The sequence below is a fragment of the Bradyrhizobium sp. CCBAU 51745 genome (assembly GCF_028128715.1).
Taxonomy (GTDB): domain Bacteria; phylum Pseudomonadota; class Alphaproteobacteria; order Rhizobiales; family Xanthobacteraceae; genus Bradyrhizobium; species Bradyrhizobium manausense.
Map to the genome: position 1 here is coordinate 48,951 of NZ_LBJP01000005.1, position 25,230 is coordinate 74,180.

24 protein-coding genes and 1 pseudogene are annotated in these 25,230 nt (G+C 58.8%); 10 read left to right on the top strand and 15 right to left on the bottom strand.

Annotated elements, in window-relative coordinates:
- Nucleotides 1–3 precede the first annotated feature (3 nt).
- Together XH98_RS06600 and XH98_RS06605 are read left to right on the top strand one after the other, a co-directional pair.
- A complete protein-coding gene (locus XH98_RS06600) occupies nt 4–714 on the top strand; it encodes an ABC transporter substrate-binding protein (RefSeq protein WP_271618140.1) in 711 nt (236 codons plus the stop codon).
- Entirely contained in the window at nt 711–2,537 is a 1,827-nt protein-coding gene (locus XH98_RS06605) for an adenylate/guanylate cyclase domain-containing protein (RefSeq protein ID WP_271618141.1), read from the top strand. The genes XH98_RS06600 and XH98_RS06605 overlap by 4 nt, the downstream gene beginning before the upstream one ends.
- Before the next feature lie 770 nt (nt 2,538–3,307).
- Here the strand turns inward: XH98_RS06605 and XH98_RS06610 are convergent.
- From XH98_RS06610 to XH98_RS06620, 3 genes are read right to left on the bottom strand one after another with little or no spacing between them, the layout of a single operon-like run.
- Nucleotides 3,308–5,509, bottom strand: a complete 2,202-nt coding sequence (locus tag XH98_RS06610; protein WP_271618142.1) for a xanthine dehydrogenase family protein molybdopterin-binding subunit — start codon at nt 5,507–5,509, stop codon at nt 3,308–3,310.
- An 8-nt stretch (nt 5,510–5,517) separates the two neighbouring features.
- Nucleotides 5,518–6,534, bottom strand: coding sequence for an FAD binding domain-containing protein (locus XH98_RS06615; RefSeq protein WP_271597848.1), 1,017 nt, complete (start codon nt 6,532–6,534; stop codon nt 5,518–5,520).
- A complete protein-coding gene (locus XH98_RS06620; RefSeq protein WP_271597903.1) occupies nt 6,531–7,022 on the bottom strand; it encodes a (2Fe-2S)-binding protein in 492 nt (163 codons plus the stop codon). The genes XH98_RS06615 and XH98_RS06620 overlap by 4 nt, the downstream gene beginning before the upstream one ends.
- A gap of 497 nt (nt 7,023–7,519) precedes the next feature.
- Between XH98_RS06620 and XH98_RS06625 the strand changes: the two genes are divergently transcribed.
- The 3 genes from XH98_RS06625 to XH98_RS41005 all read left to right on the top strand — a co-directional run bounded on the left by XH98_RS06625 (nt 7,520) and on the right by XH98_RS41005 (nt 10,033).
- Nucleotides 7,520–8,749: a glutathione-independent formaldehyde dehydrogenase gene (locus XH98_RS06625; protein WP_271597847.1), complete on the top strand. Its 1,230-nt coding sequence runs from the start codon at nt 7,520–7,522 to the stop codon at nt 8,747–8,749.
- Between the two features lie 54 nt (nt 8,750–8,803).
- Nucleotides 8,804–9,367: a type 1 glutamine amidotransferase domain-containing protein gene (locus XH98_RS06630; protein ID WP_271618143.1), complete on the top strand. Its 564-nt coding sequence runs from the start codon at nt 8,804–8,806 to the stop codon at nt 9,365–9,367.
- A gap of 279 nt (nt 9,368–9,646) precedes the next feature.
- A complete protein-coding gene (locus XH98_RS41005; protein WP_442868555.1) occupies nt 9,647–10,033 on the top strand; it encodes a DUF6894 family protein in 387 nt (128 codons plus the stop codon).
- A gap of 338 nt (nt 10,034–10,371) precedes the next feature.
- Here XH98_RS41005 and XH98_RS06635 read toward each other — a convergent pair whose 3' ends face one another.
- The 5 genes from XH98_RS06635 to XH98_RS06655 form a co-directional block, all read right to left on the bottom strand.
- Nucleotides 10,372–11,004, bottom strand: coding sequence for an adenylate/guanylate cyclase domain-containing protein (locus XH98_RS06635; RefSeq protein WP_271618144.1), 633 nt, complete (start codon nt 11,002–11,004; stop codon nt 10,372–10,374).
- A 2,199-nt stretch (nt 11,005–13,203) separates the two neighbouring features.
- Nucleotides 13,204–13,383 (bottom strand): hypothetical protein, encoded by a 180-nt coding sequence (locus tag XH98_RS06640; RefSeq protein ID WP_271618145.1) that lies wholly within the window; start codon nt 13,381–13,383, stop codon nt 13,204–13,206.
- An 80-nt stretch (nt 13,384–13,463) separates the two neighbouring features.
- Complete coding sequence (locus XH98_RS06645) at nt 13,464–13,703, bottom strand: hypothetical protein (protein ID WP_271596830.1); 240 nt, start codon at nt 13,701–13,703, stop codon at nt 13,464–13,466.
- Nucleotides 13,704–13,835: 132 nt separating this feature from the next.
- A complete protein-coding gene (locus tag XH98_RS06650) occupies nt 13,836–14,180 on the bottom strand; it encodes a hypothetical protein (protein WP_271618146.1) in 345 nt (114 codons plus the stop codon).
- 369 nt (nt 14,181–14,549) lie between these two features.
- On the bottom strand, nt 14,550–15,173 hold the full coding sequence (locus XH98_RS06655; RefSeq protein ID WP_271618147.1) for an MSMEG_1061 family FMN-dependent PPOX-type flavoprotein: 624 nt from the start codon (nt 15,171–15,173) through the stop codon (nt 14,550–14,552).
- Between the two features lie 311 nt (nt 15,174–15,484).
- Between XH98_RS06655 and XH98_RS06660 the strand changes: the two genes are divergently transcribed.
- Both XH98_RS06660 and XH98_RS06665 read left to right on the top strand, forming a co-directional pair.
- The gene (locus XH98_RS06660) at nt 15,485–16,465 is read left to right on the top strand and encodes an ABC transporter substrate-binding protein (protein ID WP_271618148.1); all 981 of its coding nucleotides are present in this window, start codon (nt 15,485–15,487) and stop codon (nt 16,463–16,465) included.
- Between the two features lie 177 nt (nt 16,466–16,642).
- The gene (locus tag XH98_RS06665; protein ID WP_271597282.1) at nt 16,643–17,623 is read left to right on the top strand and encodes an ABC transporter substrate-binding protein; all 981 of its coding nucleotides are present in this window, start codon (nt 16,643–16,645) and stop codon (nt 17,621–17,623) included.
- Between the two features lie 72 nt (nt 17,624–17,695).
- Here XH98_RS06665 and XH98_RS06670 read toward each other — a convergent pair whose 3' ends face one another.
- Nucleotides 17,696–18,229: a tyrosine-type recombinase/integrase gene (locus XH98_RS06670; RefSeq protein ID WP_271618170.1), complete on the bottom strand. Its 534-nt coding sequence runs from the start codon at nt 18,227–18,229 to the stop codon at nt 17,696–17,698.
- Between the two features lie 6 nt (nt 18,230–18,235).
- Here XH98_RS06670 and XH98_RS06675 point away from each other — a divergent pair.
- Nucleotides 18,236–19,266: pseudogene (locus XH98_RS06675) on the top strand (transposase); the annotation flags it as partial.
- Nucleotides 19,267–19,464: 198 nt separating this feature from the next.
- On the opposite strand, the gene XH98_RS06680 reads toward XH98_RS06675, so the two are convergent.
- The 4 genes from XH98_RS06680 to XH98_RS06695 all read right to left on the bottom strand — a co-directional run bounded on the left by XH98_RS06680 (nt 19,465) and on the right by XH98_RS06695 (nt 22,615).
- Nucleotides 19,465–20,487, bottom strand: coding sequence for an MBL fold metallo-hydrolase (locus XH98_RS06680; protein ID WP_271618149.1), 1,023 nt, complete (start codon nt 20,485–20,487; stop codon nt 19,465–19,467).
- Between the two features lie 115 nt (nt 20,488–20,602).
- Nucleotides 20,603–21,409 carry a helix-turn-helix transcriptional regulator gene (locus XH98_RS06685; protein WP_271618150.1) on the bottom strand — a complete coding sequence of 269 codons (807 nt, stop codon included), beginning with the start codon at nt 21,407–21,409 and terminating at the stop codon, nt 20,603–20,605.
- A 271-nt stretch (nt 21,410–21,680) separates the two neighbouring features.
- Nucleotides 21,681–22,196: a hypothetical protein gene (locus XH98_RS06690; RefSeq protein ID WP_271618151.1), complete on the bottom strand. Its 516-nt coding sequence runs from the start codon at nt 22,194–22,196 to the stop codon at nt 21,681–21,683.
- A 182-nt stretch (nt 22,197–22,378) separates the two neighbouring features.
- Complete coding sequence (locus XH98_RS06695) at nt 22,379–22,615, bottom strand: hypothetical protein (protein ID WP_271618152.1); 237 nt, start codon at nt 22,613–22,615, stop codon at nt 22,379–22,381.
- A 222-nt stretch (nt 22,616–22,837) separates the two neighbouring features.
- Here XH98_RS06695 and XH98_RS06700 point away from each other — a divergent pair, with 222 nt between their 5' ends.
- Complete coding sequence (locus XH98_RS06700) at nt 22,838–23,494, top strand: phosphoribosylanthranilate isomerase (RefSeq protein WP_271618153.1); 657 nt, start codon at nt 22,838–22,840, stop codon at nt 23,492–23,494.
- A gap of 146 nt (nt 23,495–23,640) precedes the next feature.
- Here the strand turns inward: XH98_RS06700 and XH98_RS06705 are convergent, their stop codons facing one another.
- Both XH98_RS06705 and XH98_RS06710 read right to left on the bottom strand, forming a co-directional pair.
- Nucleotides 23,641–23,871: a hypothetical protein gene (locus XH98_RS06705; RefSeq protein WP_271618154.1), complete on the bottom strand. Its 231-nt coding sequence runs from the start codon at nt 23,869–23,871 to the stop codon at nt 23,641–23,643.
- 38 nt (nt 23,872–23,909) lie between these two features.
- Nucleotides 23,910–24,179, bottom strand: coding sequence for a hypothetical protein (locus XH98_RS06710; RefSeq protein ID WP_271618155.1), 270 nt, complete (start codon nt 24,177–24,179; stop codon nt 23,910–23,912).
- 460 nt (nt 24,180–24,639) lie between these two features.
- Between XH98_RS06710 and XH98_RS06715 the strand changes: the two genes are divergently transcribed.
- Nucleotides 24,640–25,119 carry a lipocalin-like domain-containing protein gene (locus tag XH98_RS06715; protein WP_271618156.1) on the top strand — a complete coding sequence of 160 codons (480 nt, stop codon included), beginning with the start codon at nt 24,640–24,642 and terminating at the stop codon, nt 25,117–25,119.
- Nucleotides 25,120–25,230: the final 111 nt, after the last annotated feature.

The window sequence follows — 25,230 nt, forward strand, 5'->3', positions numbered from 1 at the left end:
GACGTGGACCTCATCGTCTCGAGCGGACCTGCTACGCGCGCGATGATCGCCGTCAGGGATATTCCCGTGCTGTTTGCGCAGAGCGGCGATCCGGTGGCACTCGGCATCGTCAAGAGCCTGGCTCAGCCCGGCACCAATTTTACCGGCACCACCTTCCTGTCGCTGGCGCTTGCCGGCAAGCGCGTCGAACTGCTTAAGGATATCTTTCCGAAACTGCGTCGGCTCGCGGTGCTCTCAAACCGCGATCATCCAGGCGAGCCGTCCGAATGGAAGGCGACCCAGCAGGCTGCCTCGGCTTTGGGTATCGACGCGCTCTACATTCCATTTTCGGGTCAAGGGGAATTCGAAGCGGCGCTGAAGTCGGTGGCCGAGACCCCAGCAGATGCGCTGCTGGTCTTTCCAGAGCCCGTCACCATGGTCAACCGGGCGACCATTGCGCGATTCGCCGCGAAGCAGCGGCTGCCTTCGATGTTCGGCTGGAGCGAATACTGTGAGGCCGGAGGACTGCTCAGCTATGGTGCCAATCAGCGAGCGACCTATTTCCTGCTCGCCAAATACGCCGATCGAATTCTGCGCGGCGAGCGGCCAGCCGATTTACCCGTCGTGCAGCCCGAAAAATTCGAACTCGTCGTTAATCTGAAAACGGCAAGGCTGTTCGGCGAGGACCTGGATCTGTCGTCCATCCTCTTCCGTGCAAGCAGAGTGCTGGAATGAGCCTTTCGGAGCACAAGGCACTCCGTTCCCCGCCGCGCCGAGCCTACATGTGGTGGCTGGGGTTCCGCCGATCGCTCGGCTTCAAATATCTTGTGACGTTGTTCACAGCCGTCGTGCTGCCGCTGACCATGGGCGCAGCAGGCGAAGCATGGTTCGGCTACCGCGATCAGAGCCGGCATACCAGCGACGTTCTTCAGCTTCAGTCGCGCTCCGCCGCTGAACGGATCGATGCCTTCGCGGATGAGATCAGCGATCAACTCGGCTGGGCGGTGCAGTTCCCATGGAGTGATGGCAGTGAAGGCACACACAAGATGGATGCCCTTCGTCTGCTGCAACAAGTGCCTGCGATCCTCTCCCTGGTCCTGGTCGACCAGAACGGGATCGAACGCGTCTTCGTGTCCAGGACACGGCTGAACGTGGTCGGTCGTGGTAGCGATATGTCGAACGATGCCGCCGTCCTCGGAGCGCATGCAAACAGGGTCTGGTACGGTCCCGTTCGGTACGAGCAGGACTCCGAGCCATATATGCGGATTGCAGTGGCGCGAGAACTCGCCACAACCGGGGTCGCTGTGGCAGACATCAATCTGAAGCTGATCTGGGAAGTCATTGCCGCCATTCGGATCGGGAAGACAGGCTATGCTATTGTCGTTGATGATGCAGGCCGGCTGATTGCTCATCCCGAGATCAGCCTGGTTCTGCGCGGCACAGCAGGTTCGGAGGATTATCAGCGGCTGAAGCAGACACTCAGTGGGAGTGGCGCTGCCACGGTGAGAACTGTTGTCGCTGGCAAAGCCAGCATTGCCGCGGCAACCTCGGTTTCCAAGCTGGGCTGGACTGTCATCGCTCTGCAGCCCACCGGAGAGGCCTATGCAGCCCTCCGCGCGGGGCTGTGGCGCTCACTCGTTCTAATAAGCATCGGCACACTTATTGCCGTCGCGTTGTCCTATGTGCTCGCGATGCGCATGGCGAGCCCCATTCGCGAGTTGGAGGACGGAGCAAGGCGAATCGGGAGAGGACAGTTTGATCATCGCATCACTCTTTCCAGCGGTGATGAACTGGAGAAACTCGCCGCGCGCTTCAACGAAATGGCCGGTGAACTCGCGGCCTCGAAGCAGAAATCCGAGCGCATCAACCTCCTGAAGCGCTTCCTCGCACCCCAGGTCGCCGAACTCATCGAAACGCCCCAAGGACTGCGCGAAGGGAAGCAGCGTGAGGTGGTCGTGGTTTTCGCCGATTTGCGCGGCTTCACGGCGTTTTCGTCGCGCGCCGACCCCGAGGCCATTATCGCCGCGTTGCGGGAATATTATGAAGCCGTGGGCGTCGTGATCACCGCGCATGAGGCAACGCTCATCCAGTTTGCTGGCGACGGTGTCATGATCCTGCTGAACGCGCCGCTTGCCTGCACGGATCCTGCTCGCAAGGCGGTGCAGCTTGCCGTGGACTTGCAGGCTGCGGTCCAGCTTCTTGCAAGAGGTTGGTCCGCGAAGGGGTACGCCATGGGGTTCGGCGTGGGTATCGCGATGGGACCGGCCACTGTTGGAACGATCGGCTACGAAGGCCGGCTCGACTACACCGCGGTCGGGAGCACCGTCAACCTTGCCTCACGGCTTTGCGATCTGGCCCGCGACGAACAAATCCTTGTGGATTTCATCGTGGCAGAGCGCGTCGCTGGCAGCATATCGATGGATTTCCTGGGTGAGCGGGCCATCAAGGGATTCAACGGCTCTACCAGGATCTTCGCCGTGACGGCTGGCTTGCAGGGCCCCGGCAGCATTGGAGCATCCGGAAGAGGGGCCGCGGAGAGTGCCTTGCTACCGCTTTAACTTGCAATGGGAAAAACAGGACCTGCGAGACGACGCCTCGCGGGTGTTGCTGTCGATCAAGGCCTGGAGCGCTAACGAGACGTCGCTCGCGGGCCCTGGACCTTTAGTCCGGGCTTCGATCTATTTGATCGCATCGTCATGGGTAGCAATCCAGTCGAGCTTCCCGTCCAACGCCCCATTGAGTTTCGAAAATGGCGGTGAGCATCAAGACGCTGAGTGATAACTTGAGACTGCCTGCAACCCTGCTCGACTGATCGAGTCGTGTTGCTCACTTCTGCGATTGGCCCATCGGTGGCCGGCGGGATGCTCGTCTAGCGTCGGCTGTCGGGTGTAGACCGGAAGCCGACCGCGGCGGTCTGCACCGCCGATTGTGCCCCTTTCGCAAGTCGCAGCGTTGTCAACGATATTGGCGAGCCGTCGATAGCCAATATCCAGTAGTAACGATGGCGCCCGCGCGTCCTATGGTGACGTCAGCAGGGAGCGTCGAAACCGAAGCCTATTTATTCCTGCATACCACGGCACCGACTGAAGCAGCTGAGGCTCGCAGCAGAGCGTTGCCGCTTAAGTTAGCGGAAATCTGGCGCGCAAGTCTCATAGCGCGCGAGCCGCTAGGCTCAACGGGTGCACTGGATATAATCTGAAAGCTGGCATCGGGACCCATGCGCCTGCGATCCAGGGCGCCGACATGTTCGCCGATTTTACGCCAATGGGCCCGGAAGATTCGGGAGGAGTGATGCCGCAGGCGAAGGTCCGAAATCGACGATACAACCTCAGCTGAGGAGCTTGTCCAACGTGATCGGAAAGCGCCGCACGCGTCTGCCGGTTGCATGATAAACCGCGTTTGCAATTGCCGCGGGGACGCCGACGATCCCGATCTCGCCCAAGCCCTTGACGCCGAGCTTGTTAATGTGCTCGTCCTGCTCGTCCACGAAGATCACGTCGATGTCGTGGATGTCGGCATTCACCGGGATATGATACTCGGCGATGTTGGCGTTCATGATCCGCCCGAAGCGGTGATCCATCACCGCTTCTTCGTGCAGGGCCATTCCTATACCCCAGACCACGCTGCCCATCACCTGGCTGCGGCCGGTCTTCGTGTTAAGGATACGACCGGCGGCGACGGCGTTCACCACCCGCGTGACGCGGATGACGCCGAGCTCCTCGTCGATCTTCACCTCTGCGAAAACCGCGGAATGGGTGTTTCGCGCGTGTGACTTGTCCTCGGCGAAATGGTTGAGCTTTTCCATCTCGATCCGCTCCAGTGAGCCGGATCGCATCGCGTCGGCGATGGAGACCGACCGGCTCTTGTCACTTCCCAGAGCGATCATGCCCTCGCTGAGGATCACATCGGCAGGGTCCGTGCCTGCGAGCGGGGAGCCGGCCATCGCGACGGCAAGACGTGCGAGCTCCTGGCGAATGTCCTCGGCCGCTGCCAGAACCGCATGGGCGCTCGATGCGGCCATCCAGGATCCGCCCTCAACGGGAGCTTGCGGCAGGCTCGAGTCGGCGAGCTTCACCGTGATGTTGTCCATCGGAAGCCCTAGCGCATCTGCCGCCACTTGCGCCACGATGGTGTACGTGCCGGTGCCGATGTCGGAGGCCGCGGAGGACACTTCCGCATGACCGTTTGCAGTCAGCACGATGCGGGCGGCGACCGGCATCTGCAGGGCTTCCCAGATCCCCGTTGCCATGCCCCAGCCGACTAGTTCCTTGCCATCGCGCATTGACCGTGGCGCAGGATTGCGATTGCTCCAGCCAAAGGCCGCGGCAGCCTGGCGGTAGCATGCGCGCAACTGCTTGCTGGTGTAGGGCAGGTCCTCGCTCTGGTCGCGATCGGAGTAGCACTTCAGGCGCAGTTCGACCGGGTCCAGCTTGAGGGCGTTAGCGAGCTCGTCCATGGCGCATTCTAACGCCCATACGCCGGAGGCCGCGCCGGGTGCGCGCATGTCACAGGGCGTGGCGACGTCGAGACGGACGAGCTGGTGGGAATAGCGGCTGTTCGCACTCTTGTAGAGCTGCTCCGCCCAGCCGGTGTCATTGCGCGAAAACTCCTCGTAGCGCGAGGTAACAGCAATGGCCTCGTGCACGACCGCATCGAGCGTGCCGTCGGGCTTTGCCCCCAATCCGACATGCTCAATCGTCTCCGGCCGGTAGCCGAGCCCATACATTTGGTGCCGGGTTAGCACGATGCGAACGGACCGCTTCAGCTCAAGTGCGGCGAGAGTGGCCAGCACCACCTGGTATTGCGGACGGAGGCCGGAGCCGAAGGCCCCGCCGACATAGGGGGAGATCACTCGGATCTCGTCGGGCTTCTTGCCGAAGACGCTGCAGAGGAATTTCTGGACGTTCTGAACGCCTTGGGTTTTGTCGTAGACGGTAAGTCTGTCAATCTCCCATACGGCCGTCGTCGCATAGAGCTCCATCGGGTTGTGATGCTCAGTCGGGACCAGATAATCCGCCTCGTGGCGAATCGCCGCGCCGGCAAGCGCTGCCGCGGCATCGCCCCGAGGCTCGTGGGGCTTCTGTACCTCGGTCGCGCTGCCACGTTCGGCTTCGAGATCGGTCGCAAACGGCTCTTCCTGATAGGCGACATCCAGCAGCGTTGCGGCGAATTTGGCGGTTTCCCAGTCCTCGGCTACGACCAGCGCGATCGGCTGGTCGTTGAACTTGATGCTGTCGTCATAGAGCGGCCGGAACGGCGAGCCTTTTTCCGGCGCCACCTCGTCTTTCCAGGCCTCGTCCTTGTCGGCCAGCGGGTGCCGGTGCGCATGCGTGAGCACGTCGACGACGCCCTTCACCTTCAGCGCCCCGCTGGCATCGAGGCGCGTAATGCGCCCGCGTGGGATAGTGGCCGTCACGACAAAGCCGTGTAATAGCCCGTCGGCTGCGAATTCGCCGGCATATTTGGCGGCGCCTGTGACCTTCGCCCGGCCGTCAACCCGGGATGTTGCCGTTCCGACGTAGCCGTTCATCGATAACCTCACGCGATCTTCTTGTGCGCCTGCGATTGCGGGCTGGCGTTTGCAGCCTGCGTGAGCGTGCGCATGACGGCGCGGCGCGCCAGTTCGACCTTGAAGCCGTTATGGGCGTAAGTCCTGGCTCCTTGCAGCAGGAGATCGGCGGCGCGGGCAAAATGATCCGTCGTTGCCGGTTGTCCCTGCAACGCGGCTTCGGCCTCGACGCTGCACCAGGGCTTGTGGGCCACGCCGCCCAGAGCCAGCCGTGCCTTGCGGATGGCGTGGCCATCGAATTCAAGTGCGGCGGCCACGGAGACGATCGCGAAAGCGTAGGAGGCCCGGTCGCGGATCTTGAGATAGCTGTAATTGCCGGCAAAGCCGCGCGGCGGCAGCTCGATCGCGGTGATGATCTCGCTGCGCTCAAGGTTAGTGTCGACGTGGGGCGTATCGCCGGGGAGTCGATGGAACTCGCGCATGCCCATCGTGCGCTCGCCGGATGGGCCCGCAATGTGGACGATCGCATCCAATGCGGCGAGCGCCACGCTCATGTCGGACGGATTGGTCGCAATGCAGAAGGCGCTGGTGCCGAGGATCGCGTGATTGCGATTGAGGCCGTCGACCGCCGAGCAGCCGCTCCCCGGAGTTCGCTTGTTGCAGGGTGTCGCGGTGTCGTAGAAATAGGCGCAGCGGGTTCGCTGCATCAGATTGCCGCCGACAGAGGCCATGTTGCGCAATTGTGCCGAAGCGCCTGCCAGGATCGCGCTGGCGAGCAGCGGATAGCGCTCCTCGATCAGCGGGTGATAGGCAAGATCGGAGTTCGGGACCAGCGCGCCGATGCGCAGGCCTCCGTCACCTGTTTCCTCGATCTGGCGGAGCGGCAGACGGGAGATGTCGATAAGCCGGGTGGGCTTTTCGACGCTCTCCTTCATAAGATCGATCAGGTTGGTGCCGCCTGCGATGAGTTTTGCGCCGGAATGGGCGGCGAGCAGGCCGATGGCTTCAGTGACGTCGCTCGCGCACGAATACTGGAAGTTGATCATTGCCAGCTCATAGTCTGCTGGATGGCGGCGACGATGTTGGGGTAGGCGCCACACCGGCAGAGATTGCCGCTCATCAACTCTCGGATTTCGTAGGCATCCTTGGCCCGGCCTTCGGACAGGAGACCGGCGGCTGAACAAAGTTGTCCCGGCGTGCAATAGCCGCACTGGAAAGCGTCGTGGTCGATGAAAGCCTGTTGCAGTGGATGCAGGGCGCCGTCCTGAGCCAGTCCTTCTACCGTGGTGATCTCGGCGCCATCTTTCATGACGGCGAGTGTCAGACAGGAGTTGATGCGCCGGCCTTCGACTAGCACGGTGCACGCGCCGCATTGTCCATGATCGCAACCCTTCTTGGTCCCGGTCAGCCCGAGGTGGTCGCGCAAGGCATCAAGCAGCGTGGTCCAAGGCACGAGATCAAGGGTGCGCTTGGTGCCGTTGACGATGAAACTGAGCCGAATGCGATCGGGAATCTGATTCGTGGAATCCGTCATGTCGGTTTCCCTTGTGCGTGCGGCCAACGAAGCACGCTCCGCGCGCCGGACGATAGCGCCCAACGGGCCACCGTAGGCTTGGTTCCATCGGCGCGCGCCGGACTCGCAACAGTTCAAAGGAAATCTCCGGAACAGCAGCCCGGGGGCTGACCTTACTCGGTTTTCATCAACCGTGACCCGGCCATGGAGCCGTTTCTCGCGATCGCTCTTCCTTTGTTCCAACGAATGACCGAGCCCGAACCATCGGCTTTCCCGCTCTCACGGCGTGTCGCCCAGCCTGAGCGCAGTCGAAGACGAACTGCGTGCGCCACACCGGATAGCCAAATGCCCGCGTCGCCATGGGCAAGCGGCCCAGTCGCCCTCTCTTACCATGGAGATCGGAACTCAAACGACAGCCCGCAAGATTGACGTTTGCCAAGGCGCCGTTCGTGTGGGGCACCCATCTTCGTGACCAAGAGTCGCGCCACTGTTTTAAGCGATCATCTGAGGAGCGAGCCATGGCCGCAACCAACCGCGCAGTAACTTTTCTGGGGCCTTACAAACTAGAGGTCCAGGACAGAGGATATCCGAAGCTTGCGGACCCCAAAGGGAAGAAGATTGAACACGCTGTTATTTTAAAGCTGATCACAACGAATATCTGCGGCAGCGACTTGCACATCTATCATGGCCGCTTCGCTGCACCCTCAGGAATGCAACTAGGTCATGAGAATACGGGCGAAGTCGTCGAGGTGGGCTCGCATGTTGAGCGCATCAAAGTTGGTGATATCGTCTCTGTGCCTTTCAACGTTGCCTGTGGCACGTGCCGGAACTGCAAGGAACGTCATACTGATGTCTGTCTCAACGCCAATGAAGAGCTCGGATTTTGCGGAGCGTACGGCTTCAATCTGGGCGGATGGCAGGGCGGTCAAGCCGAATACATGATGGTGCCCTGGGCGGACTTCCAGCTCTTGAAATTTCCCGACAAGGAGCAGGCGATCGAGAAGATCAGGGATCTCACTCTGCTATCGGACATCCTGCCAACCGGATATCACGGTTGTGTCGAGGCGCGCGTCGGCACCGGTTCAACCGTCTACATTGCCGGCGCCGGCCCGGTCGGACGTTGCGCAGCAGCCAGCGCGCACCTGCTCGGAGCCTCCTGCATTATCGTAGGCGACCACAACAAGGCGCGGCGCGATCTCGTCAAGAACGCCGGGTACGAGGTCGTTGATCCCTCGAGCTCCACGCCCATTCCGGATCAAATCGAGAAGATCCTCGGCAACGGCTCGCGTTGGGTCGACGCCGCTGTAGATTGTGTCGGACTGGAATGTCACGGTTATGGACCGGACGGCAGCGGGAAGAACGAGGAGGAGGCTGTCCTCAACACCTTGATGGAGGTGATCAAGCCCGCGGGCGCCATGGGCATTCCAGGCGTCTATACCAATCTCGATCCAGGCGCACCGAACGAACTCAACAAGAAGGGATTCATGGCCTTGGGTTTTCCCGCGGCTTGGGTCAAATCGCCATCCTTCACCGCAGGTCAGTGCCCGGTCATGCATTACAATCGCGAGCTGATGATGGCCATTCTTTGGGACCGGCTGCCCTATCTCACAGGACTTCTGAACACCGAGGTCATACCGCTCGAAAGAGCGGTGGAAGCTTATCAGAGCTTCCATGACGGATCGGCCAAGAAATACGTGATCGATCCACACAATACGACCAAGCTCGCGTCGTCGAGCGGGACCCGTTAACGCGAACATGCGCGAGCTTCCGCTTGACCTGCGCTTAAACGAGGGAGGCCAACCATGGCCGGATCAATTCAAGACTACAAGATTGCCATTCTTGCCACCGATGGGTTCGAGTACGTCGAACTGGTCAGGCCGCGGAAGGCGCTTGACGACGCTGGCGCCAAGACTAGCCTCGTTTCTCCGAAGACTGATCGCGTTCGCGGCTGGAACTTCACCGATTGGGGCGATGAGCTGTCCGTCGACGTGCACCTCGACCAAGCAAGTTCGGCGGATTTCGGCGCATTGCTACTGCCCGGCGGCGTCATCAATCCTGATTCCTTGCGGATGCAGCCCAAGGCGGTCGCTTTTGTGAAAAGCTTCTTCGATGCAGGCAAACCTGTGGCGTCGATCTGTCACGGTCCATGGACCATCATCAATGCAGGTGCAGCGCGCGGCCGGCGCATGACATCCTGGCCATCTCTCGAGATCGACCTTCGAAACGCCGGGGCGCAGTGGGTGGATGAGGAAGCGGTAACCGATCAAGGCCTAGTGACCAGCCGAAAGCCTGACGACATCCCGGCTTTCAATCGGGCAATGATCGATCTTTTCAGTCGGGCGCGGCAGCCTGCCGCGGCTGATTGAAGCGAAGGCCCAATCTCGCAACACTTCGAGCAGGTCGCCGCACCCACGGCACATTTTATTCAGTTGGTGGTATCACGCGCCGGGCTCGCGTTTTACCTCATAATTCCAGGCGCGTGTCTGCTTTGGCATCGCGGCCGTCGGCGTCGTGATCTTCGTGGCGGGCCTGTTTACGAGTGTCTTTGCGAAATAAGGCCGCGTTAGCCGGTGGCCTTCTCCCATTGAGGGGGAGCAACTTGTCTGACGAGAAAGAAGCAGAATTGCCTAAGCACGCGGTCGAGTATGGACCGCGATGTCCAACGTGCGCGGCCCTTACCCGGCTCACTGCGAATATGCTGGACCCAGTCACAGGGCGCACCGTCCATCTTTATCACTGCCGTCAATGCGGGGAGCGAATTTGAGACGATTGGGAACCGGAGGCAGGCTCTTCCCCAATATGCCGCGATATTTTTTCCCATCGACAACGTAGCGCCGACCGTTGACTGCGAAGGTGAAGAACTTCCAGATGATGAATCAGCTCGGCGAGAGGCTACCAGCTACGCTGGGGCGCCATTGAATGATATTGACGGAAAATTTCGTCCCGGCGAAGACTGGTCGCTTGAGGTGACCGACGCGGCGCGCAACCCGGTCTTCTTCATCAACATATCATCGAGGAAGTTACGGCGATAAGCCTCAGTGGCATCCTCGGAAGGACCGCTTATGGCGCCGAAGGCGAAGGTCGGCCCCGCTGTTTCCGCACGTCAGCAGTCGGGGCTAAACCGGCCATCCTAGATGAGCTGCCAAATCGACGCGAATGACCCTGGCTGCGTGAAAACGCAAAAGTGCGAAACACGACTAGAATTGGATTCTACAGTTCGTCGTCAAAGTTGAAGGCACTTTCGACCTTGCGCGCGACATCGGTCTTGGACAAACAACTGCTTCTATCGCGCTCAAGCGTCTTAGCTTTTTCACGCAGCCAAGACCCAAAGGAGCCATAGCTGCATTGCAGGCGCGCGGCGCTTCCCAAGCTAGTGCAAGATGAAGGCGGTCAGTAGCTCGGCTTTTCCCTTCAGGTTTAGGGTGGTGCGGTCCGCCTGCGGCTTCTCCCCGGAAAGCGCGTCGTAAACCTTCTCCGAAACTAAGATCTGGTTGGCGCCGGCCGCACTCTGTAGGCGTGCAGCCGTGTTCACCACGTCCCCGATAGCAGTAAAATTCTTCGACTTTCCCGTGGCCAGCGAACCGACTTGCGCCTTGCCCATGTGCATTCCGGCACCAACTGGCAACGACTCCGCGCCCTGCCGCGCAGCGTCGATCAGCCGTCTCGTCGCTGCAAGCATGATGTCCGCGGTTCTTGCGCCGAGCGAGGGCATATCCACGCAGTAGATGGCCATCACCTGGTCCCCGATGAAGTCAACGAAGGCGTCATCGGATGTCAGCACGCGATGAGCGCTCGCATAGAAGCGGCTCACCAGGGGGGTCGCGTCGCGCGAGCCGTGGGTCTCGGACCACGAGGTGAACCCACGCAGGTCCGCGAAAAGCACTCCAACTTCCAGCTCGTGAGTTGTTATCGGCATGGCCTCGAAGCAGCTCCGGCAGTAGTTTGGGTTCGCCGCCGACGGTCTGATGCCGAACACTTTGCCGACGCCACCGAACGGCACCATGCAGAACCTGCATCGCGGGTCCGACGGCAGTAGCCTCAGCATTCGCCGGGATCTGCCCACGAATCCAATCTTGCACAGCGTCAAATATCAGCGGGCTGTCTTGCGTCGAGAGCCGTCGGACGACCCAGGCATCGTAGTTGCAAATCAGCGAGATCAGTCCCAGGAGGAGCAGGGGGAGCAGGAGAAGGCCGGCCCAGACGGAGACGTACACTGCCACTAGTATCGCAAGCAGCACTACAATGACTTCGAGGCAGACCACCCCGATCTCGAAGTATCTCGCCTTCGCCATAGGCGCCACCGAAGTGAGTGAGCCGACCGACAGATGCCGTCAGCCTCATCTTATATCAACCCCAGGTCTACTTGAATCGAAATTGGCGGTGGGATCGGGGGTGCCCCTGCGACTTATAGGTACAGCAGTAGTCTGGATCCGATTCCGCGTGTAGGCATAGAGACCGGTCACGGCCCGTGGCTGACCTCAGCCAAAAGGGCGGCGATGTCCGCTTCCGAGAGATGACCCGACCAAGGGCATGCTGGCCGCCGCGGGCAGCTTTTGACCCTGGCTGCGTGAAAACGCAAAAGTGCGAAACACGACTAGAATTGGATTCTACAGTTCGTCGTCAAAGTTGAAGGCACTTTCGACCTTGCGCGCGACATCGGTCTTTGACAAACAACTTCTTCTATCGCGCTCAAGCGTCTTAGCGTTTTCACGCAGCCAAGACCCAAAGCGGTCCACGGCCTATCTCTCTCTCAGCCCAACAAGTCTTCGGTCTGCGCGTTCAAAAAGCATGACCATCGATCAGGAAAATCTGGCAATCAGCGCCGTCTGTCGCGAGCTGGCAAAAATATTCTCGGATGGGATCAGTCCCCGAACCTTGCCAGAATTGAAGGCAGAGCTGATGGCCCAACTTCGCGAACTTGCCCGACGCTCACCCCACCGTGAGCGTCCTTAAGCATGGTTAGTATTTGATTAAACGCTTGTTGCTAGGCTCGGGTTTATGGACAGCTTGAGCAGCCCGCAACCGCAACTTCCCGACTGGCCCGATCGGGAGTTGGACCGGCTTGTTCGGTTACTGAAAGCAAGGCAACTGCGGCAGAAGCAGCCAGGCTCTTGGACCGGCGAGTCGGGTCGGTTGGTCGCCAAGCTCGGCAATTGGGGATACTGCTGTACAAGAAGTGAGCCGCATTAGACGGCATTATTTGGCACTTTTACCCGGAACTTCAAACTTCCTTTCGGATTGGCTTCAAGTCGCCGGTGTGGCGTCACTTCGGAGGGAAATGCGAGATGAACCGACTATCGCTCGGTGGGTTTGCTGCCTGCGCTCTACTTCTGTCTTCGATCCTGACAGCGTCAGCGATGCCCATGGCTTCGCCGAGTGCGCTGCTCTCGGACAGCGCGGTCATTGAAGTTAAGGGCGGCCATGGTCATGGCGGCGGACACGGCTGGGGCCATCATGGCGGCCGGGGTCATCACTACGGATGGGGCAGAGGGCGCGGTCATCACTATGGCTGGGCGCATCATCGCTGGTAAATACCCCCCGATCACCTGATCCGGAGGCGCAAGCTAATTGGCGGGAGGACCTATGAGGCCGCGTACAGTTAGAACCACATGCCAAGAGAGATCGCGATAACCTTGCTGTCTATAGCCGCCGCCTGCGTCGTGGCGTTTAGTATGGCCGCAATCGTAGCTTCTCACTAATTTCTCTCCCGAACAAAGAGGCCGCCTCGGTTGGCGGCCTCTTTCATTTCAGCCCGGAATTGTCCAATTCTCGTCGCTGTTGCCGTACGGGCGCGGCCCAATGCTATGAAACAATCGTCGGCGTGCCAGCTCGGCGAAAAACTACCTTGGCCTGACCCGGAAGACCACTGCCGCCAATCGCCGAATACTCTTTGCGAATGGCTTCAGACCCGCCGTGATGAATGCGAAGAACATCATCAGCCATGTCGCGAGCGCGGCGCACCATAGGATTGCTTCCAGTATCTCCGGCATGATGCCCTCCCGCCAAAAATTGCTTTCATGAAACGTCGGTACGAATCGCGCAGGCAGCGCAACCTGCAACCCGACTTGGCTAGGGCATGTTGATTGGTGGCATAGACGCGGTCGGGCGCGGTACGAAATTCGTTTGATGCTGGCCTCGTGCGGCCAACATAAGCGAGAAAGCTACAAAGAGAATGAGAAGCCCCCGCGTCGAGCGACTCATATCAAGGCATGGCCACCATCATGGCAAGGGCAGCCCCGCCATTTCCCGGACCGCCCGACGCAAAGTAGAGCGCTACGAGCGCGATCACTCCCAGAATGCCATAACCAGCAGTGGTCCATCCGTCGTGGTCTCGTGTCGCCTGCGCTGACGACGCGGTGTGAGTATATTCGGTGGTTGCCATGACCTAACTCCTTCGAGTTTGGCGCTCCATAAAGCGCGCCGAGATGGCGGCGAGTGGCTCCTTGTGAACTGCGGCAGATGTTAGTGGTTAGATCGAATGTCGGTGCGCAAGGTGGCATGCTGTTCTATGCCGCTTGACGTGGTCATGCGCTGGTGGACACCAATCGCCGTCCCGCCAGCCAAGAACAAGCAGGCATAGAAGCCCAGGACGGCTTTAGTCCAACGCTTGTGGGTCATCCTGTCTTCGTGAGTGCTTGCAGCAGGTTCGTTTAGCGAAAGACCATTGGTAATGTGGGCGGAATCCTCACTAAAATAATCCATGGAAAAGCTCCTTGGAATCAGTTGGATCAGTCATCAATTCCGAAAGTTTCCATCAAGAGTGAATTGGTCCTGCTTCCTGACAATCGGAAAGGCGTTTCGACGCGCAGGATTTTCTGCTTCACGCTGTGAAGATTACTCAGAGGCACACAACGCCTGTCCAGCGCTTCTCTGCGAGCCAGACCTCGTCAGACCAACGGAGAGTTGACTGAGATCCAGTGAGGCCTCAGCAATTTTCAGTGTTTTCGCACGTGGCGTCAGAACCGCGATCTGATGGGGAGAGGCCGGCATACCGTCCAACATTAGCGTCGACCTAACCGTGTTCTCCTCCACTTGGGCCGAGCCCAGCACGGCTACTTGATGCTGGGAGATCGGAAAGCCCGCAAGTTCGAAAGTTGGAAGGCGTAATGCGCAAGCGTCGGCGCGATTGGTTGCACCGAAGGCGGCAATGGCGGTTACCATTAGAAACAGATTTTTCATGGGACTCACCCTTTTGAATTAGAGGTATTCCCAATGCAAATTCCATACTCAGCCTAGCCCCGGCCCCGGATGCCCTGTGTGACGCTGTTCACTATGGGTCGGGAAAATCCTGCAAAGGTTCATCGGATCGTGCACTCGAATAAGGGTCAACATGACTGCATTTTTCGCGAAAAGTCGTATAGCCCTTTGTCCGGAATTGGCCCGAATGCGAAGTTTGGGCGGCGTCTTCAATTGTCAGCTTATCGGAGTAGACCGGAAGCAACCGGCCGACCTTCCAAACGGTGCTCATGACCCCGAGCGGACATGGTTCCAACGCCGAATGGTTGGATTCTTTCTGAAACAGGATCGAAATGCAAACCTTGCCGTCGGCTAGTAGAGGAGTTCATCATTTCGGTCGATGCGTGCCTGGATGGTCTCAACCGCATCAATGGAATTGGCGTGATCCTTGATTGCTTGTGCGTAGGTTGGCAGGCCATCGACAGGGCCCCAGCGCTCGGGCTCCCAAAGACCCGACCGGATCACGGACTTGCCACAGTGGAAGAAGGCTTCGCGAACCCGCACGACGATTGCAAATTCCGGAGCCTTTTCGTTAACTGCCAACTCATCAAGCAGGTCAGGGTCTCGCACGATCAATGCCGTGCCGTTGACACGAACGACTTCGCGTCGCCGCGGCACCATAAAGATGATTCCGACGCTCGGGTTCTCGATGACATTGAGGAGCGTATCGGCCCGGTGATTTCCGGGGCGATCGGGTATCGCCAGCGTACGCGGGTCGACAACCTTCACAAAACCCGGCAAGTCGCCCTTGGGCGATACATCCATTGCACCCGCCCCGTTAATACTGGAAATGACAATGAACGGTGTTCGCGCAATCCATGACCTGCAATGGCCGTCGATATGGTCAATGACTTTTCTTGCCTGGTTGCCTAGCGGCGCTCCAAGAATGGCGCGCACTTCGGCGGCGTTCGTAATCTGTATCTTAGGTTGATACATTGCGGCCTCCGAGAATCGAGCATGATCCGGTCGGAAACAATGCCTGTCCTTTTGCAGTAGCACTAGACATTAGCCTAACCTCTTCTCAGCGCGAAGCGTAATCCTATCGGCGAAACCCTGCAAAATGCTGCGCTCCGGTCAGCCGCTCTCATCGCTTCCGTCAGGGCGTCGCGAGGAGATGTCCGGTGCCGTGGGAAAACCGGAAGCGCCCGAGCGTTGGTCGAAACGGCACTTTTGACCCTTAGGGTCCTTGCCGGGGTTGGACCTGAATCAAAATTGAACTAAGTTAATGGCCCCTTGGGGGACACCGGATGAAACGCCGCCATTTCATCACGCTTGTAGGAGGAGCGGCATTGATTTGGCCGGCGCTGTCGCATGAACAGCAATCGCCAAGGGTTTGGAAGATCGGGTATCTGGGATTTGGTGAAGCATCGAGCTGGGCGAGCGAAGTGGAGGCTTTCCGCGCCGGTCTTCGCGATCTAGGATACATCGAAGGCACGAATCTCAGCATTGATTTCCAATGGGCCGAGCGAGTCGATCAAACCTTTGATCTCGCAAGGCAACTCGTCGACAGGAAGGTCGACGTCATTTTCGCGCCTGCATCCACTCAGGTAGGGCCCGCCCGGCGCGCAACTGCCACTATTCCCATCGTTTTCGCTCAGCACGCAGACCCGGTCGGGCTTGGAGACGTGACAAGCCTCTCGCGTCCCGGCGGCAATATAACGGGCATGTCCATGCTTCTCACAGAAGTGTCCGTGAAAGAACTGGAGATCTTGAAGGAGATAATTCATGGTGCCATGCGCGTCGGCTTGCTCTGGAATCCGACCACACCTTCGCATCCGACCGCTGTGAAGGCGGTCGATCGCGCAGCACGAACGCTGGGAGTGGAGCTCGTCCCTGCTTCGGCCAACACCGTCTCGGAAGTTCAGGACGGATTTCAAGCCATGGCGCACAATCAATGCAACGGGGTCCTAGTCTTGTCGTCGCCTCTATACACGGTGCAAGCAGATCTCGTGGCCGAACTTCACATGAACCATCGGTTGCCTGCCATATTCGCAGATAGGGCCAACGTGAAGGCGGGCGGCCTGGTCAGCTACGGGGCGGATCTAGACGATCTCTATAGGCGCGCCGCCTTCTACATCGACAAAATCTTTAAGGGGGCCAAGCCTGCGGAATTGCCGGTGGAGCAAGCTTCCAAATATTTCATGGTTCTCAACCTAAAGACAGCGAAGGCTCTGGGCGTCAATGTTTCCCCTGCCTTGTTGGCCCGCGCAGATGAAGTGATCGAATGAGTCGCAGAGCTGACTTGCACGAGTCTGCTTATGGTCCCATGGCTCCCGCAACCGTGCCAAACCATCGTGATTGAACCAACTTGGAAGTCGGCAGCCACCAAAATATATTTCGCTCGATGGCTGCCGCACCTGTTGAGTTCAAGCGGATAAACCGACCGTTCTATCTTGGAGGCGGACATGCGACGACGGGAGTTTCTTGCTCTTGTAAGCTGCGTGGCAGCAGCTTCCCCCCTTGCTGCGCGTGCTCAGACCGCGAAGGTTTATCGCCTTGGGACTCTCACTGCGGGCCTCCCAATCTCTCCTGCGGCGGACCGTGGTAAGGTCTTCTTCAACGAACTGGCGAAACGTGGCTACGTGGTTGGGCGCAATTTGGTCCACGAGGCGCGTGGCGCGTCGGGCAAGCTTGAGCTGGTGCCGAAGCTAATGCAGGAGCTGAAGGTCGCAGGAGTGGACGTTGTTGTCACTATCAGCTATCCGGCAGCATCCGCGGCCAAATTATCGGGCGTTCCGACAGTGCTCGCGTCCGGCTCTGGCGATCCGGTCAAGACCGGGTTGGTCGAAAGTCTCGCGCATCCGGGCGGAAATGTGACCGGAATCGCGGATGATGCATCGATGCTTTCCACCAAACGCCTTTCTTTGCTGAGGGCCTTGTTGCCCGGACTTCACCACGTCGCGATGATTTGGAATAAGGATGATCTCGGCATGTCGATGCGTTACGAGACATCAGCAAAGGCTGCGCAAGGGGCTGGAATCACGGTTCAGCCGCTTGGCGTTCGGGAACCTGATGACTTCAATGAAGCTTTCGAGGCGATGACGCGCGATCCGCCCGATGCCATTTTGATGGTCTCGGACTCACTGACCATACTCAACCGCAAGCGAGTGATCGACTATGCTGCCACACACCGGCTGCCGGCGATCTACGAAGCAGACTCGATCGTGCGTGACGGCGGCTTGATGTCCTATGGAGCCGATTCAAGTGAATCCTTCGAACGCGCTGCAGCGATGGTCGATCGCATTTTCAAGGGTACGACGCCAGCCGACCTCCCAGTAGAACAGCCCACACGTTACCAGTTCGTCATCAACCTAAAGACTGCAAAGTCGATAGGGCTCGAAATTCCATCGACACTGGCGGCGCTCGCGGACGAAGTAATTGAATAGGTCAGCGACTTCGGTTCTTGGCCCGGAGCGGTCTGTGAGGGCAGCGCAGAGCGCGTCTGCTCTGCCCCGAAATCAGACGTCAACTTGTTCTGCTATCGCGAGGGCGTCGTCGACCTCGATGCCGAGATACCGAACGGTGCTCTCGATCTTAGTATGCCCCAGAAGAAGCTGTACGGCTCGCAGGTTGCCGGTTCGGCGATAGATCACGGTCGCCTTGGTCCGGCGAAGGGAATGCGTCCCGAACAGATGCGGGTCCAATCCGATGTCGGCGAGCCAGCGGGATAGGAGGCGGGCATACTGGCGTGTAGTAAGATGTCCACTCAGCCGCCGGCCCGTGAACAGGTATTCTCCTGACTTCTTGCCTGTAGCCCGGAGGTAATCGTCGATTGCCTGGCGGGTCGATTCAGTCGGTTCAAATTTGACCGGCCGGCCGGTCTTCTTCTGTCGGACGGTCGCGCGATCAGCCGAATATCCGCTTGGCGCGAGGTCATCAACTTTCAAGGCTACGACGTCGCAGCCGCGCAGCTTGCTATCGATAGCGACATTGAACAGTGCCAGGTCGCGCACTTGGCCCTCGACCTGGAGCTTGGTTGGGATCTGACGCAGGCGAGCGTCGCCATCGACGGCTCGAAGTTCAAGGCGGTCAACACGCGTGACAAGAACTTCACGAAGGGCAAGGTCGAGCGCCGTCGCCAGCAGCTGGAGGAGAGCGTATCGCGCTATCTCGCGCAGCTGGACACCGCAGATCTGCAGGAGCCATCTGAGACTCTCGCCGCGAAGACGGCGCATCTGAAGGAGAAGCTCACCAAGCTCGCGAGCGAGATGCAGAAGCTCGAAGCCTGCGAACAGGCAATGCTGGCATCACCGGACCAGCAGATCTCGCTGACCGATCCCGACAGTCGGTCCATGGCCACGAGTGGCCGCGGCTCCGGTGTCGTCGGCTACCATGTGCAGGTTGCCGTCGATACCGAGCACCACCTCATCATCGCGCACGAGGTGACGAATAGCGGCATAGCGGCTCGGATCGTGCACAACTCGCCAACATGGGTAAACAGGCCAAGGCCGTGCTCGGCGTCGACAAGCTCGAGGCCGTGGCCGATCGCGGCTACTACACAGGCGAGGAGATCAAAGCCTGCGCCGACGCCGATATCGCTGTGACACTGCCGAAACCGAATACGACGGGCATGGAGGCGAAGGGCAAGTTCGGCAAGCACGACTTCGCATACCTGGCCAAGCAGGATGTGTATCGCAGCCCGGCTGGCGAGTTGCTGCCATGTTGGCTCACAACAGTGGATGGCGAACGCACCATTCGGCGCTACGTCACGAAAGCCTGTGGAAGCTGCCCGCTTAAGGCGCGCTGCACCACGGCCAAGAACCGCGTCATCTCCCGTTGGGAACATGAGCACGTCATGGAGGATGCCCAGAGGCGGCTCGACGCTGATCCTCAGGCGATGCGTCGCCGTCGCGAGACGGTCGAGCATCCGTTCGGCACGCTGAAGATGCGCATGGGCGCGACGCACTTCCTGACGAAGCGCTTGCCGAAGGTCGCCACTGAGATGGCGCTGCACGTGCTCGCCTACAATCTCACGCGCGTGATGAACATCATGGGTGCTGGTCCGTTGATCGCGGCGATGCAGGCATGAGGCAGGAGCGCTGTCGTGCGCGTGCCGCCAACCTTTATCATCGATTATAGTGGCTCGGGCAAGCCATTGGGCTGGCTTCCGGGGCCTTGCCGGAAATTACGCCATTTCGGCGCCAGTCCGCGACCCCATGGGGCTGTTCAAAGCGCCGCCCCCGCATTGAAACGTTTTCACGCGGCCAAGACCTAAAACCGACACGAGCTAGTCCGGATACCTTCGCAGCTCCGGGTTCCATTTTCTTGCGACCACGCGGTCACCGATCGTAAAGCGTAGGAGGTCTTCTCCCACCTCCAACGGGCCGTCGTAGGTGCTCTGTGTCCGCGACACGAGCTCAGTCAGCTTTGTTTGCAGAAGTATGACGTGTGAGTAGACCGCGAGCTTGGGCTTCACGCGCGAAAAGACCATGCCGGCTTCCTCAGGCGAGGTATGATGATCCGCAACCGGTTTCATCTGCGGCAACTTTGCCAATTGTGCCGACATCGCAAAAACTTCGTGGATCAGGAGATCACTTCCAGTCGCATGCTTCATCAGGTTCTCGTCAAACTTCGTGTCACCTGAAATCGTTACAGATCGCGTACCGTAGTCGATCCGATAACCCACCGATGGCTTGATCAGGTCACCGTGATTGACGGCAAACGCGGTGACCTTGACGCCCGCCTCGTCGAATACCACGCGGTCTTCTTGAAAGTCGTGGACTTCAATCTGCGTAGCGGCTTCCGCGATATGTTCGTCGGCCCGACGGACGCGGATGTCATCGGAAAATGCCTCCGCAAGGCCTTTGGCAATCTTCGCCGCACCACTCGGCTCGTTCGTCCCATCCGATGGCCCCCACAGCCTCATGGGCTTGTCGCGCGATCCAAACGGACCGAACTCGTACCCCGTCATCCATAGATCGGGCAGGCCCGCGACATGGTCCGAATGATAGTGGGTCAGAAAAACGGCATCGATGCCTTTGCCGGACGAGATACCTAGTTGATAGAGGCGCACCGTCACCCCCCGGCCGGCGTCGAATAGGAGATTGAGCCCGCCGGCTTGAACGAGCGTTGCCGGTCCGAAACGCGCGAGGATAGGTTCGGGACCGCCACCCGTACCGAGCAGCGTCACGACAATTTCGTTAGAGGCCGCCGGCTTTTCCTCAGCCGCCGCGCTGCCATAGATCGAATAGATCAGCGCCAAAGTTGCGGCGATACCGGCTAGAATGAATTGCCTTGTCGTTGTCGTCATGCGCGCACTCCTTCCTGGCAGGCGCAATTTGTGGGATTGACCAAAATGCGGGCCTGCATCACCAGTCTCGTTTTCCGAGAGCAAACGCCGCTACGGGCTGGTGCGCTTGTATATTTCAGCCATCCGGGGAAAGAATGTTCTCCCAATCGCCGATAAACTGGCCTGGTCCAAGGCCGACCAAGGCGTGGCATTCGCGAATGAAATGGGCCTGATCAAAATAACCGGCTTCGTGGGCAATCCGGGTCCACGACTTCATCGGTTCGTCACGGTGAGCCGTCAAGGCTGCATCGAACCTGACCGTTCGCGCATAGAGTTTGGGGGAGAGGCCCACTTGTGAGGTAAAGCGGCGTTGGAAATGACGCGCGCTCAGGCCCGATCGCTTCACAAGGTGGTCGATGCGGATGCGACCGCGCGATGCCAGCAGCAGGCGGGACGCATAATCGATCCCATCCTCGGCTGGACTGTCATTCTGCATCATCGCGAACCAGCGTTCTGCAGCGGCTATGCGCGAGGCAAAGTCCGTAGCCGAACGCACGGCATCGCTGAGCAGTACCGCGCGCTTGCCGAGAACGTCGCGGGCCGGGATGCCTTCATTGACGAGAGCGGTCATATCGACGCCGACGAGGCGGTTGAGCGCAGCCGGCTGCAGCAAAATGTTGAAGATGTGAACTTCGCCTGACATGTGGAGCTGTATTCGGCGCGACCCTTGCGGACCGACCACGACCGTTTCGGGGGCCGTCTGCAGGGGACCTCCGTCAATTCGAAGACGGAACGGATCGCCGAGATAAATGTCGATGATCTGATGGGGTCGAGCCGTCAGTGGCCACGTCAGCCCTTCGGAGCCCAACGTTGCGCGGCGTTCCTCGAATGAGCGAACGATGCTGCGAAGCGCGGGATGCGGGGTCCTTCGTCTGACATCCATCGACCGCCTCCTTTTTGGCGACACCGCAAGGCCTTGCGTCTGGCGATCTGCATGTTAGCACAAACTGTCCTTCAATGATGGCAGGTCTCGCGCCGATAGGCGTCGGTTGTCGAGTCATTTGAACCGCAATGCTTTCCGCTTCTGGCGCATCGCTTCCGTTAGGGCGTTGCGGCGAGATGTCCGGGGTCGAGGGTAAAGCGGAAGCAGCCCACCGCTAGTCAAATCGGCGCTATTGACCTAGCGGCCATTGCGCCCTGTAGTTCCGAAAGGCCTAAATTTGGACGGAAGGTAGATAGTACTTAATTACCTCCAGCAAGCGTCTGCCGCTCACATCACTCACGGCCGGCCCGATTATGAATCCGTCCGAGCCGGCCATTATCAATTTCGCGGTTGGCTTAATGTCGAACCTATCCGCCTCTGGGGATTTGAGCTTGTCCAACACACTTGGCTCAGCATCTTTCGGAAGCGATGGAGAGCTCCATATCGAGATGGCTTCAACAGAACTCCAAGGAATAGTGTCTCTCGATATTCGGTCATCAAAAATGCCAGTTGGCCCCACAGCAAACGCAATCTGCCCGCGTTTCGCGACAGCCATATACAGCAAACCCAGCGAACAGACTGCGCAAAACGCCGCACCGAACACCAGCAATACAATGAGCGGAGAGTTGTAATACGGGCCAAGTCCCAGCAACGCGGACACAATAGATGCAAAGGCTGACCCGAGAGCTGACCGCCATAGCTTAGCCGACGAATACCGCGCCTCGATGGTTGGTACCGTGTCGTTCATGGGCGCAACCCGTTTTAGGTGTATCGATCAAGCCGCACTGCCGTTAAGGCTTGGTGACCACCACTTTCACACATGGCCCTCAGCGACGAAATCCCATGTCAGGGTGACAGCGGACGTTTGCGCAGAGTGAGTTCTGGCGTTCCTGACCCATGACGACCTGTCGTGGCAACTGGCGGCAGGATCTAAACGACCCAAGCCAGCAGCCATAGGATGAGGTTCACGACCGTGATGGTCAGCCAGCTGGGCCGACGCTTAATGACGGCCCCGATCGCAAAAATGATTCCGTCCAGAATTGCGAAAAGCAAGCAGATGAGTATGGCATGGGCCAGGAAAGCCAACGGAGACAGCGAAGGCACGAAAACGGGTGCATAAAGGATCGCTAACCCGACCGTGATCGCTGCGGTGTGCCAGAAGCGCATCCGACTATTCTACAAGCCCCGACGAAGAAGGACGATGCCTCGATGTCGCCGATTGGCCCTTCGCTTCCGTTAGGGCGTTGCGGCGGGATGTCTGGGATGGGGATTAATGCGGAAGCTCCCCACCGCTGGTCAAAACGGCGCTGTTGGACCCAAAACGGCCATTGACCCAAGACCAGGCCATCCTGTCTATTCACCTGAGTTACGGGAAGCGGGTGCAAGACGGTGCTGACGCAAATTTACGAAGTTGCGACCCCTGCCGAAGCAGTGGCTATATCGGCAATCGGCGTGGACCATGTCGGCGTACTCGTTGGCGATGGCACCTTCCCTCGGGAGCTTCCGGTTCGGAAGGCGTCGGCCGTTATGAAGATGATCCGGGCGCCGTCCGTACTTTCCGCGCTGTTCCTCTCGGCGGACGTCGCTCTTATCGAACGGATGGCGGGGGAGCTTGATCCGCCCATCGTCCATCTCGGCGCATCAAGCGAATTGCTCACACCTGATCTTGTCGTGGCGCTGCGAAAGTCTCTGCCAAAGAGCAAGTTCATGCGGAGCGTACCTGTCACGGGACCTGAGGCGGTAGGTGTGGCGCAAGCATATGATGGAGTTGTCGACTGGATCCTGCTTGATAGTCATCGCACAGGTGATGTGCAAATCGGCGCGCAGGGCGTGACGCATGACTGGAGCATCAGTCGAAAGATAGTGGAGAGTATTCGTACTCCAGTGATACTTGCTGGTGGACTCGGACCAGACAATGTCAAAGAAGCTATTCGGTCGGTGCGACCTGCCGGCGTCGATTCGAAAACAAGAACCGATCAGGAGGGCACTCACTCCAAAGACCTAGGGAAGGTAGAAGCCTTCTATCGCGCTGCGACGAGCAGTTAGATCGCACTTCTCTTCTTGGCCCGTGGCTGACCTCAGCCCAGAGCGTTGGCGCGTCTGCTTCCGAAGGGTAACCTGACCACGTTCATGCTGGCCAGCGAGGGCAGCCTTTGACCCTCAGCCGACTCCACGTAACCATTCGCGTTGATTTACGCGGGGCGTTCCTTGTCTGACTGCTCCTCTGCGGCGGTCGCGGTTTCTTCCAATCCCTTTTTGTAATTGCCCCCGAACCTCTCAATACTATCGGCCCACATCCTCAGCATTGAGACCTGAAAGTGAATAATTGGCTTCAAGGCATTCATGCCGATTGCGGTCGCTGCGGCGATGCCTCTTTGTGGGTCGCGCGCGAAACGGTTTGAGTTAGCGGATTTGTCTGCCATGCTGTTCGCTCCTTCCCTTTGGTGTTATTTGCCTAAAGTTAAGTGTCGCGTGAATCTAGACGTTCGGCCAAGATGGTATCTACCGCGAGTCTTGCGGATCGGTCGTCATGCAATTCGTCCAGTTTTTGCAAGTAAGCGACTGCCGCTATTTGCAAGAGACCGAAATCATCTTCTGCGGTATTAGGAAGATTGGCGACGTAGCGATAGAGGGCGGAACGCCGAGTATCGTTCTCGCTGATGTCGTTGTGTCGCAGCAAGTAGTTCCGCCAAGCAAACGCACAGGCGCCTTCTATGGCTTGAGAACTCATGTGCACCTCCCCAAAGACCAGAGAAAGACTGACGACCCGTTTCGTTCCGCGAATCTCTCAGATGTAATATTGTTCCGTAGCTGCGCTGCAAGGAGCTGGACGATGTCGATGTTGCAGCTGCAACCGTCAATAACGCATTCAGTCAATGTGAGGTTTCGAACGGCCTTCGAGCGCACGCATTTCGAGTGGCGGGTTTGCCCGAATGATCGTGGGTGTGTTCCCCAGAAAATGAGACTGCACTACGCGCGAGACTTTCCGGTTTTGGCCCGCTTGAGACCTTGCGATGAGCACTGAAGATGTCCGCTCATCGGGTCTGACCGAAATCCATCGCGGCAGAACTAAACCGACGTGATTGGCCCGCGGCGGAAATCAGTCCCTCACAAGCCTAGATCTCCTGTAGTCTGGCGATTTGAAAGGCGGAGGAGACATGAGGAAGCACCGTAGAGTTCTGGGAAAGTGCATGGCCGCGGCCTTAGGGCTGTTCTTGCATGCCAATAGCGCCACTGGTCAGCAGCGATCGATGAAAGAAGGTCTCGTCGGAACATGGATCGCGGTTTCCTGGGAGCAGAGGAAAAATGATGGCACCACCTTACGGCAGTTCGGTGAGAACCCAGCGGGTATGGCCATTTTCGACGCCGGCGGTCGGTACATCATCGCGGTCATGCGCTCAGACCGCGCCAAATACAAAAGCAATACGTTGTGGCAGGGTACTGCGGAAGAAAACGAAGCAATAGCTAATGGGACCCAGACTTACTTCGGGACGTATACGGTCAATGAGTCAGACCGTAGCATCGCAATCCATGTTGAAGGTAGCTCCTTTCCCAATTGGAACGGCTCAGATCAGAAGCGCTTCGTTACGATCACTGGGGATCAACTCACATTGACCATTCGCCCTCCGAGCGGCGAGAATGTCGATGTGACCTGGAGGCGAGCAAAGTGAGCCATCAAAGGCCGCGTCGGCTGTTGGCTCCTCGCTTCGTTAGGGCGTTGCGGTGAGATGTCCGGTATCGGAGGGATTGTGTTGCAAAACACCCGTTGAGACGACTCGCGT

Coding starts and splice junctions, on each gene's coding strand:
- XH98_RS06605 (WP_271618141.1), top strand. CDS start 711: ATGAGCCTTTCGGAGCACAAGGCACTCCGTTCCCCGCCGCGCCGAGCC.
- XH98_RS06610 (WP_271618142.1), bottom strand. CDS start 5,509: ATGAACGGCTACGTCGGAACGGCAACATCCCGGGTTGACGGCCGGGCG.
- XH98_RS06615 (WP_271597848.1), bottom strand. CDS start 6,534: ATGATCAACTTCCAGTATTCGTGCGCGAGCGACGTCACTGAAGCCATC.
- XH98_RS06620 (WP_271597903.1), bottom strand. CDS start 7,022: ATGACGGATTCCACGAATCAGATTCCCGATCGCATTCGGCTCAGTTTC.
- XH98_RS06625 (WP_271597847.1), top strand. CDS start 7,520: ATGGCCGCAACCAACCGCGCAGTAACTTTTCTGGGGCCTTACAAACTA.
- XH98_RS06630 (WP_271618143.1), top strand. CDS start 8,804: ATGGCCGGATCAATTCAAGACTACAAGATTGCCATTCTTGCCACCGAT.
- XH98_RS41005 (WP_442868555.1), top strand. CDS start 9,647: ATGGACCGCGATGTCCAACGTGCGCGGCCCTTACCCGGCTCACTGCGA.
- XH98_RS06635 (WP_271618144.1), bottom strand. CDS start 11,004: ATGGTGCCGTTCGGTGGCGTCGGCAAAGTGTTCGGCATCAGACCGTCG.
- XH98_RS06640 (WP_271618145.1), bottom strand. CDS start 13,383: ATGGCAACCACCGAATATACTCACACCGCGTCGTCAGCGCAGGCGACA.
- XH98_RS06645 (WP_271596830.1), bottom strand. CDS start 13,703: ATGGATTATTTTAGTGAGGATTCCGCCCACATTACCAATGGTCTTTCG.
- XH98_RS06650 (WP_271618146.1), bottom strand. CDS start 14,180: ATGAAAAATCTGTTTCTAATGGTAACCGCCATTGCCGCCTTCGGTGCA.
- XH98_RS06655 (WP_271618147.1), bottom strand. CDS start 15,173: ATGTATCAACCTAAGATACAGATTACGAACGCCGCCGAAGTGCGCGCC.
- XH98_RS06660 (WP_271618148.1), top strand. CDS start 15,485: ATGAAACGCCGCCATTTCATCACGCTTGTAGGAGGAGCGGCATTGATT.
- XH98_RS06665 (WP_271597282.1), top strand. CDS start 16,643: ATGCGACGACGGGAGTTTCTTGCTCTTGTAAGCTGCGTGGCAGCAGCT.
- XH98_RS06680 (WP_271618149.1), bottom strand. CDS start 20,487: ATGACGACAACGACAAGGCAATTCATTCTAGCCGGTATCGCCGCAACT.
- XH98_RS06685 (WP_271618150.1), bottom strand. CDS start 21,409: ATGGATGTCAGACGAAGGACCCCGCATCCCGCGCTTCGCAGCATCGTT.
- XH98_RS06690 (WP_271618151.1), bottom strand. CDS start 22,196: ATGAACGACACGGTACCAACCATCGAGGCGCGGTATTCGTCGGCTAAG.
- XH98_RS06695 (WP_271618152.1), bottom strand. CDS start 22,615: ATGCGCTTCTGGCACACCGCAGCGATCACGGTCGGGTTAGCGATCCTT.
- XH98_RS06705 (WP_271618154.1), bottom strand. CDS start 23,871: ATGGCAGACAAATCCGCTAACTCAAACCGTTTCGCGCGCGACCCACAA.
- XH98_RS06710 (WP_271618155.1), bottom strand. CDS start 24,179: ATGAGTTCTCAAGCCATAGAAGGCGCCTGTGCGTTTGCTTGGCGGAAC.
- XH98_RS06715 (WP_271618156.1), top strand. CDS start 24,640: ATGGCCGCGGCCTTAGGGCTGTTCTTGCATGCCAATAGCGCCACTGGT.